Here is a 12,342-nt window from a genome sequence, read left to right as displayed (position 1 = left end):
AATCATGTTTTCCCCTGAGTTTTGCCGGTTTTTACCGGGTATTCGCCGTAGGTTATCTGCTGTGGTTCCCTGGGGGGCTTTATTCCCCTTGATCTTGGCTACCGCCCTCACCGCAGCCGGCGGGCAAACCCAGACCCCCAATACCCAGCCGCCATCCGCCGACCAGCAGAAGCAGACCGAACCCCCTCCTGAAGCGGGGGGCCCTCAGGGTGAGACCGGCCCTTACGCTATCCCTAAGAAGAAGGAAGAGCCGCCGCCACCCCCGCCGCCTTCCGCCCCCAAGAAGGTTCCGGGTATGCCGGATTACACCATCCAGGTAAACGTACCGGTGGTGACCCTGGACGCAATGGTTCAAACCAAAGACGGTCACTTCATTCCCGGGCTTAAGGCAGGGAATTTCAAGATATTGGAAGACGGGGTGCCACAGAAACTTACCAGCTTCAGCCAGTCTGAGGCGCCGATAACGGCAGTACTGTTGGTGGAATTCGCGGCCACGAATTATTCATTCATGTATGACGCGCTGAATGCCTCCTACTACTTTGCTAACTCACTGAAACCGAATGACTGGGTGGCAGTAGTTGCTTACGATATGAAGCCCGAAATCCTGGTTGATTTTACCCAGGACAAGCGGGCCATTTACGGCGGGCTGAACCGGTTGCGAATACCGGGCTTTCGTGAGACCAATCTTTTTGACGCACTTTATGACACCTTAGATCGGCTGGATCGAATTGAGGGCCGCAAGGAAATTATTCTGGTTTCTACCGGGCGCGATACCTTCAGCAAACTCACGCTGGATCAGATCATGAAGAAAGTGAAAGCCACGCCCAATGTGACCATCTTTCCCGTCAGCATTGGGAGAGCATTGCGCGAGTGGATTGACGCCCGCTATGGAAGTAATCCGAACGTATCTGAGGCCATGATGGATTATCTCCAGGCCGATAATCAGATGAACACTTTCGCTCGCATGACCGGAGGCAGGGCATTCTTTCCTCGTTTCGAAGGCGAGCTACCGGATATTTTCCGCGAGATCGGAAATTCCCTCCGCAATCAGTACACGCTGGCCTACCATCCCACGAACCCCAAGCTGGATGGAACTTACCGCAAACTGAAAATTGAGGTCGTAGCGCCGGACGGCGCCCCATTGAAGGTGCGCGACGAGCGAGGCAAGGAGTTGAAATACCAAGTGATCGCTCGCGAGGGCTACACCGCAAAACACACTGTGGACTAGCTCAGGCCAGCTCTGGAGTGGCCTTCAGAACTTGGGTAGGATTTCTCGCAGCGTCCATTGGATGCGATTGACCGACTGATCAATGTGGGCGAGCTCTTGGGCGTGCTGAGGATTGGCATGGACGGTCAGCGAAATCACCTGCAACGCATTGCGAATGTGATGGTTCATTTCGTCAATAGTGTGTAAGCGGTTAAGGATTTGCTGCCGTTGCGCCCTCCAGGCCTGCAGAATCTTGAAAAATAAAATACCCGCCAATAGCCCGGCAAAGATGTCGGAGATTTCTACCGTGGCCAGCGCCGAATCCTTGTGCACCAAAAGGGTGTAATCCAACACCAGGCTGGTTGCAAACACAAACAACGAGAACAGAGCTGCGAAAAGGAGATTACGGACGCGGCTTGACAGCAAATGGCGCTTAGGCGGGACACGAAGCTCCCCGGCTGCCATGGGCCGGAAAGGTTTCGGGTCTGGGGGATTGGGTGGATGGGGAAATGACGCGTGCATGTTCTTCAGAAAATAATTTTACTACCGCAGGCAGCTGAAATGACGTCAGTGCACGTGTAAAAAATTGTCAAGAACGAACAGTAAACCGACTCCAAAGAAGACCAGCAGCGCCATTCGCACGCCCGGCTCTTTGTTGACCTCGGGCATCAAATCGGTAGCCGCTACGTAAATCGTGACCCCGGCTGAGAGCGGCAAGCCAGCAGCAACCGCATGGCGGAAAACTGCCATTACCAATACTCCAGCCAGGGTGGCGGCGCCCAGCAACACCGAAGATGCCCAGGCCATAGCTCGGCTTCGTCCGCTGGCCAGCATAACCGAGGCCACGGTGAAGCCTTCCGGAATTTTGTGCAAGAAAATGGCGACAAAGATTATCCACCCCAGCGCATTGGAGAGAAGAAAGCCGGAGGTGATAGCGATGCCGTCGAAGAAGGTGTGGATCAGCAGTCCCAGCAGCACCGAGTAACTTTTGTGCGCATGAACAAATTCGGCGGCGTGGGTTTCCTCGCCAAAATGAAAGTGCGGGGTCACCGTGTGCTCAAAAAAATGGATGATCAAATACCCCAGCAGCACAAGATATCCAGCGCGAAGACCACGCAGGCGCACGCTCTCAGGGACCATTTCAACGATCGCGGTTGCCAGCATGAAGCCAGCACCCAGGGCAACGAAGTATCGGAGAAAAGAGTGCTCCCAGCGCCGCCGCATGATTACGGCTCCGCCGGCGACGTTGGCCAGGGCAGCCGTGAGGCCCAGCAGAATGCTGAGAGCAATGGGGTGCATTGTTTGTAGTGCGCAAGAATAGCAGAGAGGCAGTTCCAGTACTCAGTACTCGAGATCGTTCAGCCATGGCGAGCTTGAACAGATGTAATTAGGCCATTGAATATTTTGCCGAACTCCTCGGCTATCGCAAGCAGCCGCCCTGCGACTTCAATCTTTAGGAAGCCCAGGGTTTGGGCACCGCGCTACTGTTATCATTTTCTCTCCATATGAAAACTGGCATCATCGGCCTGCCGCAGGTAGGCAAGACATCACTATTTCGCATTCTTACCAAGGCAAAGCTCTCCGAACACGCGCTCGCTAATCCAAGAGAGGCGCACATTGGGGTGGCGAAAGTTCCGGACGATCGGCTCGACCGGCTGGCCGCGCTCTACAATCCGCGCAAACTGGTACACGCCGCAATTGATTATGCGGATGTGGGCGCAATTGGGCAGGAGGCGCTCAAGGAGTCTGCCTACATTGGCCATTTGCGCAATGTAGATGCCCTGGCGCATGTAGTGCGGGCATTCGACGATCCTTCGATTCCGCACGTCGGCGACATCAATCCGCTGCGCGACATCAAGAATGTGGATTTTGATTTGATGGTCAGCGACCTCGGTCAAGTGGAGAAGCGCCTCGAGCGGGTGGAAAAAGACCTGAAGAAAATGCGTTCCGCCGAACTGGAGCGCGAGTTCGACCTGTTGAAACGCGCCAAAGCCCACCTTGAAACCGAGCGGCCTCTACGAGAGATGGAGATGACGGCAGAGGACAAGAAACGCGTGCGCGGCTTCATGTTCCTAAGCGAAAAGCCGATCCTTTATGTGCTCAACGTAACCGAGACGAGTGAGTTGGGTCGCGAACTGGAGAATGCCATTTCAAAATACAAACTGGACGAGGTGGCCTCACGCCCGAACGCCGGTGCGACGGCCATTTGCGGCAAAGTTGAGGCTGAGCTGGCGGAGATGAACGACGAAGATGCGGCTGAGTTTCTCTCCAGCTATGGTTTGAAAGAAAGTGGCCTGGTGCGGCTGGTGCGCAAGACCTACGAGCTGCTTGGCGTGATTTCATTTTTTACGGTGGGAGAAGATGAATGCCGCGCCTGGACCATTCCGCGTAATACCCGCGCCCCTCAGGCGGCAGGAGCGATCCACTCTGATTTGGAGAAGCATTTCATTCGAGCCGAGACGATTCGCTGGGACGCGCTGCTGGACGCCGGATCCGAAGCGAATGCCCGCGCCAAAGGTACGCTGAGGCTGGAGGGCAAAGACTACATTGTGCAGGATGGGGATATTTTGCACATCAGACATAGTGGGTGAGGGAAGCAGTTCTTCGTGCTCAGTTACAGTTGTCGTGCGGTGAGATAAAGCACAATCAATCCCAGCAGAAACACTCCTCCTTCAAGTCGCGTGGACCAAACGTGTAGCTGATTGAAATGGACTCGCGCCGGATTGTCGGGCGGCACAGCGTCTATCTCTCCTATAGATGTTCGCAAGGCGTGCAGACGCGGTGTGACCCCAAACTGCGAGATCAGAGTCAGCGCCAGCATAACGATGACCAGAATGTGCCTCGCTGCGAAAGGATGCGGGTCGCCGACCGCCAGTCGCGAATACGCGATGGAAGTGCAGAGGAATACCACTGCGGAGATGATGCCCATCCAGTGAAGGACTGAAAGCGCGCGGGCGACCACCAGTCCGGCCAGATGGCGGGTGGGGAGAACCGAAAAGACCGTAGGCGCGACGACGAAGGCGAAAAAGATGATTCCGCCCAGCCAGACCACCAGCGAGAGCAACATGAAAAAGCGCAAGATAGACATCGCGCCATTATCTACATCTGGGATGGTGAGCGAAAGAACAGACGACTAGACCGGTACGGGCACGCTATCCACGATCTCGCGCAGCACCTGCTCGGCCTGCTCGGTCTTCTTTAGAGTCGAGGAGTAGAGCGCATTCACCACCACGCGATGCGCAAACACGGGAACCACGAGCGGCTTGAAGTCTTCCGGAGTGCAGAAGGTGCGGCCTTCGAGAAAGGCCATTGCCTGAGCGCCGCGATAGAGCATGAGCGCCCCGCGCGGCGAGACGCCCAGCGACAAGTACTCGGATTCACGGGTGCGGCGGACAATTTCCAGGGTGTAACTGACCAGCGAATCATCCACGTGCACGTGAATGACTTCGTGTTGAATAGCGAGCACGTCGGCAGAGCTCAGCACCGGCTGCAGTTCTTCCAGCCGCGAAACTCCGGCTTCGGAACGCAAAATCGCGCGCTCATGGTCACCTTCCGGGTAACCCATGCGCGCGCGAATCAGGAAGCGGTCCATCTGCGATTCCGGCAGCGGATAAGTTCCGTGGTGCTCCACGGGATTCTGGGTCGCGATCACCAGGAAAGGTTGAGGGAGTGAATAGGCGTGGCCATCCACGGTGACCTGCCCTTCGTTCATGGCTTCAAGTAGGGCGGATTGTGTCTTCGGAGTAGTGCGGTTGATTTCGTCGGCCAGCAGAATGTTGGTGAACACCGGGCCGCGACGAAACTCGAACTTCTGTTCCATCGGCGAATAAATGGAAATTCCGAGGACGTCGCTGGGAAGCATGTCGCTGGTGAACTGCACGCGCTGGAAGGTGCAGTCAATAGCGCGGGCGAGCGCCTGGGCAAGCGTGGTCTTGCCCACGCCGGGAACGCCTTCAATCAGCAGATGGCCGCGGGCAAACAACGCCACCAGCGCCAGGCGGACCACATCATCCTTGCCGCGAATGACCGTGCGCAGCAGGTTCTCCAGTTGTGCCGCGCGTGACGCGGTGACGGTTTGCGTTGACATGGATGCTTTGATTTTACTATGGAGAGCAGACTGCGCTAACGAGGCGAATGATTACGAGAGTGTTGGGCAGACGGCGTTTCACAACCATTATTGGGTAAATTCTGCCGGCCGTCCGGTGAGGCGCTCGATCCGTTTTGCGATCGGTGGATGCGTGGAGAACAAGCTGCCCAGATTCATCCCCAGCACCGGCTGAATAATGAATAGGTGCGCAGTAGAAGGCGTTGCCACCATCGGGACGCGCCGTGAGTATGCGTCCAGCTTGCGCAGCGCACTAGCGAGAGCGTAAGGGTTTCCGGTGAAGTGGGCGCCGGTTTCATCGGCCTGGTATTCACGCGAGCGCGAAACCGCCAACTGGATCAGCATGGCGGCAAGGGGCGCGAGGATGATCATGAGCAACGCTCCCAACCCGCCACGGTTCCGATCGTCGTCGCGGCCGCCGAAACCTCCAAAGAGTCCGGCCCAATAGCCCATACGGGCCAGGAAAGTAATCGCGCCCGCGAGGGTAGCAGCAACGGAACTGATGAGGATGTCACGGTTGCGTACGTGCCCGAGTTCATGCGCCAGCACGCCCTCCAGTTCCTCATCATTCAGCAAATCCAGGATGCCTTGCGTCACAGCTACTGACGCATGCGACGGGTTGCGTCCGGTGGCGAAGGCGTTGGGCGACTCGGTGGGAATCACGAAAATCTTCGGCATAGGCAGTCCGACGCGCTGCGTGATCCGCTCCACCACGGAGTAAACCCGCGGCAACTCTTCGCGCGTCACTGGCCGCGCACGATACATGGCAAGGGAGATCTTGTCGGAGAAGAAATAAGAGACAAAATTGATCAGCGCGGCGAAAATCAGCGCCGTGACCAGGCCGTTGCGCCCACCAAAGTACTCCCCAATAAACAGCAGAACCAGAGTAAGGGCGGTAAGCAGAGATGCGGTTTTAAAGGCGTTTCCCATGTCTACTATGTAGATGATACGCCGGAGAGGGGGATTCAGTTCCCCGGGGTGCTTTGTGGCGTGGCGAGCTACGCTCGCCCGCACAGGCGAGGGCGCCTGTGCCCACGTGAGTTGGGTGAATGCACTCATCGACTTACGCAGGAGCATCCGCCCTGGGCTCAAGGCGAGCTACGCTCGCCCGCACAGGCGAGGGCGCCTGTGCCCACGTGATTTATGGTTCCCCAGCCAGGAGAGGGCGCCTGTGCCTACGTGGTTCTGCCCGGCTTTAGGCGGCGAAGCGGCCTCGACGGCGGAAGCCAGGCTCTTCTTCTTCGAGTTCGCTCTCGAATTCAGTCAAGCCGTTGATAGCAGCGATCGCCAAACCCTGGCTGCGGAAGAAGATGGCCGGCCACTCGCCGCTGAATCCGAGCAAGCTGGGCAGGGAGGCCACAACCCCCGAGAATCCGGCTTCCATTTTGCCGTGAGTGGGGAAATTCACGATTTTTGCTGCTCCGCCTGGATGGTCAGCCAGCACGGCGGCAGTGGTTGCAGCCGCGCCGCAGGCCAGCGACGCAATGGCCGCCCGCCTGTTCCGCTTCCACAGGATGGGCGCCATAACGAAGAATGCGCCGGCGGTGGCGTAATCAATGATGGCATGTGTCTTAGGCGAAAGAACCTTGGGCATGCGATTCGCTAGCATCTTCACACCAACGTCCAGGAGAGCCATATAAAACCTCCAGCTGAAGAGGATGCCGGAACAATCAAGGGAGTTGGCGGGAACTGAGGAGCTCAGAAAGAGCTCTGAAAATTGCGAAGAGCCAAAGAGCAGATCCCGAGGCTGCTCGATGCAGGTATGGACACCAGGGTTGATGGGCTACATTGATGCGCTTCCTTTCAGCGCATCGAGATGGAGTGATTCTGTTGTGAAGTTTTCTTCACCACATCGAACGCGGTTAAAAGCGTTCAACGCACCTTGCGTTATCCGCAGGTTGCGGAGCGTGAAGCGAGTTCACGCTGCTCTCGATGCATCACCAGCATACCTGACAATGAGGATTCGAGAAGCGTCACTCTGGTAACGAGGACGAGATTACGTCGAGGTGGGGTGCCCTTAATTGCGGTTTAAGAGAATCGGTTCACAATTAAAATCTATCATTGCCTTGAGCCATTAGCGGGAGTATTGCCTTTGTTCGCGATTGAAGGCCAGGTTCACAATACAAACCTAAGATTAAGAACGCCACAAGCGCAAGAATGATTAGGCAGCACAGAATGGCAGCACGAAGCGGATTGCTTCCCAGTGATGTGCGAGAGCCTTTACTTCGTCTTCATTGAGGTCTATGCCTTTGCTACCGTAAATGCCTCTTAACGTCTCGACTTTTCTATTCAGCTTTTCGTCTTGTTCCATGATCGGTACAAACCAGCTATTGTGATCCGGGCCGTCGTTTCACGAGGCTATTCCAGATGAAGACCACGCAGGTTGTTACGATCAGCAGTGTGCCAATTTTAAATAAGGCGTCACTTAAACCAGCATCGGAGGGAAGGACGTACTCTGCAACAACGCTCGCTGTAGTGGTTAGGATCGTCACGATTAACAGCAGATAACGAAATGAATGCATCCCTTTAAACCGCCTATAGAGGGGATAGATCGGAATAACCGCAAAGATTAGCAACATAAACAGCAGCACGCGACTTTGATTCAAATGACGAATGCTGGTTGGGTGAATGGCCATCCATGTAAGCCCAAAGCCGCAAGCGGCTGTAAGGACGAGCACGAGGATGAAACCTCTTTTGTACGTCATCCCTTTCCTCTTTCCAAAATACAAGGCTACTGCAATTGCAGACAAGCGCTCACGCCTGTCCAAATCTCATGTTCGTACGCTGCAAAGTCAACCGCTGTGACAGGTAATTCCACCGAAGCTACGGCCAACTCGCATTGAAGGAGCAAAGGGCCGGTGCCCCGGAGTCCACAATGAGCTTACTTCTTGCGGGTGATCGCTCGCTGGAGGGTCTGGTCGAGAGCAGCCTTGGACTTTTCGTAATCCTGGTGGGAGATGCGGCCCTGCTGGCGCTCGACTTCCAGTTCAAACATTTCTTCTTTTAGAGCTTCCAGCAACAGAGCGGAGCGATTGGGTTGCTGCAGAGCCGCGGAGCGCGAACCGGCGCCACCGTTTCCGGCCGCACCGGCAGCCGCACGAGGAGCAGAGGCACTGCGGGTGGCAATGTACACCGCACCGAAAGCCAACACCGCAACAAAGCCGGAGAGGATGAACCAGCGATACTGGTGCAACGGATCTGGCGAGTCGGTGGGTGGACCAAGGCCGCCGCCAGGTCGACGGCTATTGGCAACTTCCGGGCCCGATGCCGCGCCGGATTCGCCTCCGCCTCCTTGGGCCTGCTCATCTCCAAGGTGCAATGTGCCGTTCCCGGCAACGGTGAAGGCAAGAGGCTGGCTGGGCTGCACTCCAGTGACCACCTGTACATTTGCGCCGGTCTCATCAGGAATGGACTGGAAACTCCCGGCCTCGGGCTTGAATTGCATCTCCTTCGGCAGCATCACCACAAAGTGCTCCATGGCCGAAAGGAGCTTGGGCTCAATGCGCGCCTGGCCGCTATAAGGCAAGTGATAGGAAACCTGAAACTGAGTTTCGCCGGGACGTAAAGGAAAGGCAAAGGCGTAGCGGTTTTTCTGCGCAAGTGGCACGGGGGCGCTGTTTACCGGCTGACCGTTGGGTCCTTTAGCGAGGCCCGAATCTACGATTGCGCCGTTGGGCAGCTGGAACTCATAATTGTTTTCGTTCATCTGCGTTCGCGGCGGCGTGGAAGTGTTCCTGACTACGAACTTCTCTACTACTTCAAGGAAACCTTTGTCAGTCTGGAACGCCATAATGTCAATCGGGGTGGCAATACCGGGGATTTTTTTGGCGACGTCATATACCTCTACGTCAACCGCGCTGGTTCCCGGGGGAGCCTGGCGGAAGTAATTTACCGCCTGATGATTGACCCGTACCAGGTGAGGATTGGCGGCATTGTCCAGCGGCAGCGTGAACTCGCCCTTGGCATTGGTCTTGGTTCGTGCCCCCTCTTCCATGCCCTGCGCCAGTTTGATTAGAACCACATCATCGCCGGCAGACGGCTTGCCTGTGGTCTTATTGGTGACCGTCCCAGTGAGGTCTTCGGCGGCAGCGAGACCAGCCAGCAGCAACGTGCTCAGGACTATAAACAGCAGAGGTCGGATTGGCGACCGTGGGGACGGCATGAAAACCTCGAGGCTCAATTCCGCGCTCCCTTCTGGCGACCTGAGATCGCATAGGAGGCGTGCGGAATAACTTCCAGGGCAGAAATTTCGGCCAGCAACTTGGCGGCTTCATCTTCTAATGACGACTTCATGGATTGGTAGTCCGCCTCCGGCAGCTTGCCAGCGTTGTATTCGAAATTCAGATCGCGGAGGTTCTCGTAAACCACATCTTTGCGTTCAAGAAGATAGGCCAGACGAGTTTTCTCAGGAGTGGATATCACTTCCCCTGGTACCCAGAAAATGTAAACCAGGACGGCTAATGTGAATGCTGAACAGGCGGCGAAGATCATAATTCAGTCTCCCGGCGCGCCTGTTTGCGAAATGGATCTAATGCGGGGTCGGGGGAGCCAGACCTGGCCGCGAGTGAGCCTGCAGTCGGTCTTCTCCATCCTCGAATCACTACCACAACCGCGGTCAAGCCGAACACCAGTGCCATGTAGGGCGCAATCCATGCCACACGGTTGAAGCCGCTGGTGGTGGGCGCGGCGAGCACAATGGTGCCGTATTTCTGGACGAAGGCTTGCAGAGTGAGGTCGTCGCTGTCGCCACGGTTGATTGCCGCCGCTAATTCATCGCGCATACGGTCAGAGTACGTGCAGCCCACGTGATTGCACTCGAGCAGAATCTGACGGCAGCCGCACACGCACATGACGCGATGTCCGAGATCGTTGAAGCGGGCATCATCACCAGCGCCCATGAGGGCAATCACCGCAAGCGAGAGCAGAGCAACCTGCAGCGCGCGATTTTTCCCCATGGCAAGGAATCTCTGCATCAGTCACCCGCCTCCGCGGTGGCGGCGACGCGCACCGGGGCAGTGGCCGTCAGGCGCACGGCCGCAGCATTCGGAACCAATGCAATCACGGTTCCCGCTACCATGACCAGCAGCCCCACCCAGATCCACATTACCAGGGGATTGAGGTGGGCTTTGATTATGGGACGGCCGGTGTCCTGGTTCATGCCCTCATAGACAAGGTAAAGGTCTTCCTTCATGGTTGAACGATTTGCCACCATGGTCGAGGTCTGCTGGCTGGCTTTGTAAAAGCGCCGCTCGGGAAACATAGTGGCCACCGGCTTACCGTTCTTGGAAACATCAATGATGGCCCATTCACTGCTGTAATTGGGCTTGTCGTCCTGAGTATAGGAGCGACAAGTCAGGGTGTATACGCCGATGCTCATGCGGTCGCCGTAGCCCAGCTCTTTTTCGCGGTCCTGATTAAAGGCGGAGCCCGCTAGGCCAATCATCACAACCACCACGCCGAAGTGCACGATGTATCCGCCGTAGCGCCTGGTATTGCGGTGTACCAGGTGGACGATGGAAGAGAGCAGATTGCGTCCGGTGTGACGCGAGATCACGCGTCCCCCGCGAACAAATTCGGAGAACACGGTGAGGGCCACCATCGCCGAAAGGCAAATGGTCATCAGCGAGTAAAAGGCTGAACTCTCTTTCCATGGCCTAAGGCCGAATGCAATGAGCAGCACGCCCACCAGCAGCGCACCGATGGCGGGAATCGAGAAGTTGCGCTTGAGGCTTTCGAGCGAAGTCTTGCGCCAGGCAAGGAGCGGGCCGACGGCGGTCAACAAGAGCAGCAGCAATGCGACGGGGATATTTACCCGATTAAAGAATGGCGGACCGACGGTAACTTTGTGTCCCTGTACCCATTCTGACAGTACGGGAAAGAGGGTCCCCCATAAAACGGTAAAACATGCCACCAGCAGAAGCAGGTTATTGAATACGAAGCTAGATTCGCGCGAGACCAACGATTCCAGCTTGTGCTCGCTCCGCAAGTGAGAGCGGTTCTTCATAAAGAAGAAGGTGCAAACCGCGAGAATGATGCCGAGGAATATGAGGAACCAGGTGCCAATCGAAGATTGAGCAAACGCATGAACCGAGCTGACAACGCCACTGCGGGTCAGGAAAGTACCGAAGATCGAAAGCATGAAGGTGGAAAAAATCAGCCACATATTCCACACCTTCAGCATGCCGCGCTTCTCCTGCATCATCACAGAATGCAAAAACGCCGTGCCGGTTAGCCACGGCATAAGCGACGCGTTTTCTACGGGGTCCCAACCCCAGTAGCCACCCCAGCCGAGCACCGAGTAGGCCCAGTGCGCGCCGAGAAAGATCCCACAAGTTAGAAAGCCCCAGGTCACCATGGTCCAGCGGCGGGTAATGTGAATCCATTTTTCACCCGGATAGCGCATAACGAGTGCAGCCAAGGCGAAGGCAAACGGCACGGTGAAACCGACGTAGCCGAGATAGAGCATGGGCGGGTGGATCACCATCTCGGGATATTGCAGCAGCGGGTTCAGACCGTTACCGTCAGCCGGAAGCTGACCCTGCATCATGGCAAACGGGTGGGCGGCGAAATTGACCAGCAGCAAGAAGAAGGTCTGCACCCCGGCAATGATCACCGATGCGTACGCAAACAGGCGCGCATCCAGCCGATGTCGTAAACGCAGCACCAAGCCATAAGTCGCCAGCAGCCACGACCAAAAGAGCAGCGAACCTTCCTGTCCAGACCAGAGCGCGGCAAACTTGTAGGGCGCGGGAAGATCGCGATTGCTATGGTGAAATATGTAAGCGACCGAGAAGTCGTTTTGAAATGCGGCGGTTACCAGCGCCAAAGCGGCGAGGGTGATAGAAAAAAAGGTGGCAATGCCGGCACGGCGTGCGGTTTCACCCAACCGCTCGGAGGGGGCGTCGGGTCGCCAGAGCGCGAGGGCGCCAGCCAAGAGAGCGTAAATACTAAGCGCCAGGGCGAGAAGCAGCGAATAACTGCCAAGCTGAGGCATTAGGGAGTGACTCTGAGGTTATTCTTTCAAAAACAA

At 56.4% G+C, this 12,342-nt stretch carries 13 protein-coding genes and 1 riboswitch; of the genes, 2 read left to right on the top strand and 11 right to left on the bottom strand.

Annotation, left to right across the window (positions count from 1 at the left end):
- Positions 1–4: 4 nt before the first annotated feature.
- On the top strand, positions 5–1,228 hold the full coding sequence (locus VFA76_02065; GenBank protein HZR30625.1) for a VWA domain-containing protein: 1,224 nt from the start codon (positions 5–7) through the stop codon (positions 1,226–1,228).
- A 24-nt stretch (positions 1,229–1,252) separates the two neighbouring features.
- Here the strand turns inward: VFA76_02065 and VFA76_02060 are convergent, their stop codons facing one another.
- Together VFA76_02060 and VFA76_02055 are read right to left on the bottom strand one after the other, a co-directional pair.
- Positions 1,253–1,729, bottom strand: coding sequence for a hypothetical protein (locus tag VFA76_02060; GenBank protein ID HZR30624.1), 477 nt, complete (start codon positions 1,727–1,729; stop codon positions 1,253–1,255).
- A gap of 45 nt (positions 1,730–1,774) precedes the next feature.
- On the bottom strand, positions 1,775–2,506 hold the full coding sequence (locus VFA76_02055) for a ZIP family metal transporter (GenBank protein ID HZR30623.1): 732 nt from the start codon (positions 2,504–2,506) through the stop codon (positions 1,775–1,777).
- A 206-nt stretch (positions 2,507–2,712) separates the two neighbouring features.
- Between VFA76_02055 and ychF the strand changes: the two genes are divergently transcribed.
- Complete coding sequence (ychF, locus tag VFA76_02050; protein ID HZR30622.1) at positions 2,713–3,798, top strand: redox-regulated ATPase YchF; 1,086 nt, start codon at positions 2,713–2,715, stop codon at positions 3,796–3,798.
- A gap of 23 nt (positions 3,799–3,821) precedes the next feature.
- Here the strand turns inward: ychF and VFA76_02045 are convergent, their stop codons facing one another.
- The 9 genes from VFA76_02045 to VFA76_02005 all read right to left on the bottom strand — a co-directional run bounded on the left by VFA76_02045 (position 3,822) and on the right by VFA76_02005 (position 12,306).
- Positions 3,822–4,295 carry a DUF4149 domain-containing protein gene (locus tag VFA76_02045; GenBank protein HZR30621.1) on the bottom strand — a complete coding sequence of 158 codons (474 nt, stop codon included), beginning with the start codon at positions 4,293–4,295 and terminating at the stop codon, positions 3,822–3,824.
- Between the two features lie 45 nt (positions 4,296–4,340).
- On the bottom strand, positions 4,341–5,294 hold the full coding sequence (locus VFA76_02040; GenBank protein HZR30620.1) for a MoxR family ATPase: 954 nt from the start codon (positions 5,292–5,294) through the stop codon (positions 4,341–4,343).
- Positions 5,295–5,381: 87 nt separating this feature from the next.
- Positions 5,382–6,371, bottom strand: a complete 990-nt coding sequence (locus tag VFA76_02035) for a zinc metalloprotease HtpX (GenBank protein ID HZR30619.1) — start codon at positions 6,369–6,371, stop codon at positions 5,382–5,384.
- 136 nt (positions 6,372–6,507) lie between these two features.
- On the bottom strand, positions 6,508–6,948 hold the full coding sequence (locus tag VFA76_02030) for a hypothetical protein (GenBank protein HZR30618.1): 441 nt from the start codon (positions 6,946–6,948) through the stop codon (positions 6,508–6,510).
- 180 nt (positions 6,949–7,128) lie between these two features.
- A riboswitch (SAM-I-IV-variant riboswitch) is annotated at positions 7,129–7,253 on the bottom strand.
- Positions 7,254–7,639: 386 nt separating this feature from the next.
- Positions 7,640–8,017, bottom strand: a complete 378-nt coding sequence (locus VFA76_02025; GenBank protein HZR30617.1) for a hypothetical protein — start codon at positions 8,015–8,017, stop codon at positions 7,640–7,642.
- Between the two features lie 176 nt (positions 8,018–8,193).
- Positions 8,194–9,474 (bottom strand): carboxypeptidase regulatory-like domain-containing protein, encoded by a 1,281-nt coding sequence (locus VFA76_02020; GenBank protein ID HZR30616.1) that lies wholly within the window; start codon positions 9,472–9,474, stop codon positions 8,194–8,196.
- Positions 9,475–9,488: 14 nt separating this feature from the next.
- The gene (locus VFA76_02015) at positions 9,489–9,803 is read right to left on the bottom strand and encodes a hypothetical protein (GenBank protein HZR30615.1); all 315 of its coding nucleotides are present in this window, start codon (positions 9,801–9,803) and stop codon (positions 9,489–9,491) included.
- A complete protein-coding gene (locus VFA76_02010) occupies positions 9,800–10,285 on the bottom strand; it encodes a cytochrome c-type biogenesis protein CcmH (protein ID HZR30614.1) in 486 nt (161 codons plus the stop codon). The genes VFA76_02015 and VFA76_02010 overlap by 4 nt, the downstream gene beginning before the upstream one ends.
- Complete coding sequence (locus tag VFA76_02005) at positions 10,285–12,306, bottom strand: heme lyase CcmF/NrfE family subunit (protein HZR30613.1); 2,022 nt, start codon at positions 12,304–12,306, stop codon at positions 10,285–10,287. Before VFA76_02005 ends, VFA76_02010 begins: the two co-directional genes overlap by 1 nt.
- Positions 12,307–12,342 lie beyond the last annotated feature (36 nt).

The sequence above is a fragment of the Terriglobales bacterium genome, from assembly GCA_035651655.1.
Taxonomy (GTDB): Bacteria; Acidobacteriota; Terriglobia; order Terriglobales; family Acidobacteriaceae; genus DASRFG01.
Note: the sequence above shows the minus strand (reverse complement) of the source record. Positions and strands in the feature narration are given on the sequence as shown.

What these genes read in the sequence shown, in the direction of transcription:
- VFA76_02065 (HZR30625.1), top strand. Translation starts at nt 5, where the DNA reads ATGTTTTCCCCTGAGTTTTGCCGGTTTTTACCGGGTATTCGCCGTAGG.
- VFA76_02060 (HZR30624.1), bottom strand. Translation starts at nt 1,729, where the DNA reads ATGCACGCGTCATTTCCCCATCCACCCAATCCCCCAGACCCGAAACCT.
- VFA76_02055 (HZR30623.1), bottom strand. Translation starts at nt 2,506, where the DNA reads ATGCACCCCATTGCTCTCAGCATTCTGCTGGGCCTCACGGCTGCCCTG.
- ychF (HZR30622.1), top strand. Translation starts at nt 2,713, where the DNA reads ATGAAAACTGGCATCATCGGCCTGCCGCAGGTAGGCAAGACATCACTA.
- VFA76_02045 (HZR30621.1), bottom strand. Translation starts at nt 4,295, where the DNA reads ATGTCTATCTTGCGCTTTTTCATGTTGCTCTCGCTGGTGGTCTGGCTG.
- VFA76_02040 (HZR30620.1), bottom strand. Translation starts at nt 5,294, where the DNA reads ATGTCAACGCAAACCGTCACCGCGTCACGCGCGGCACAACTGGAGAAC.
- VFA76_02035 (HZR30619.1), bottom strand. Translation starts at nt 6,371, where the DNA reads ATGAGTGCATTCACCCAACTCACGTGGGCACAGGCGCCCTCGCCTGTG.
- VFA76_02030 (HZR30618.1), bottom strand. Translation starts at nt 6,948, where the DNA reads ATGGCTCTCCTGGACGTTGGTGTGAAGATGCTAGCGAATCGCATGCCC.
- VFA76_02025 (HZR30617.1), bottom strand. Translation starts at nt 8,017, where the DNA reads ATGACGTACAAAAGAGGTTTCATCCTCGTGCTCGTCCTTACAGCCGCT.
- VFA76_02020 (HZR30616.1), bottom strand. Translation starts at nt 9,474, where the DNA reads ATGCCGTCCCCACGGTCGCCAATCCGACCTCTGCTGTTTATAGTCCTG.
- VFA76_02015 (HZR30615.1), bottom strand. Translation starts at nt 9,803, where the DNA reads ATGATCTTCGCCGCCTGTTCAGCATTCACATTAGCCGTCCTGGTTTAC.
- VFA76_02010 (HZR30614.1), bottom strand. Translation starts at nt 10,285, where the DNA reads ATGCAGAGATTCCTTGCCATGGGGAAAAATCGCGCGCTGCAGGTTGCT.
- VFA76_02005 (HZR30613.1), bottom strand. Translation starts at nt 12,306, where the DNA reads ATGCCTCAGCTTGGCAGTTATTCGCTGCTTCTCGCCCTGGCGCTTAGT.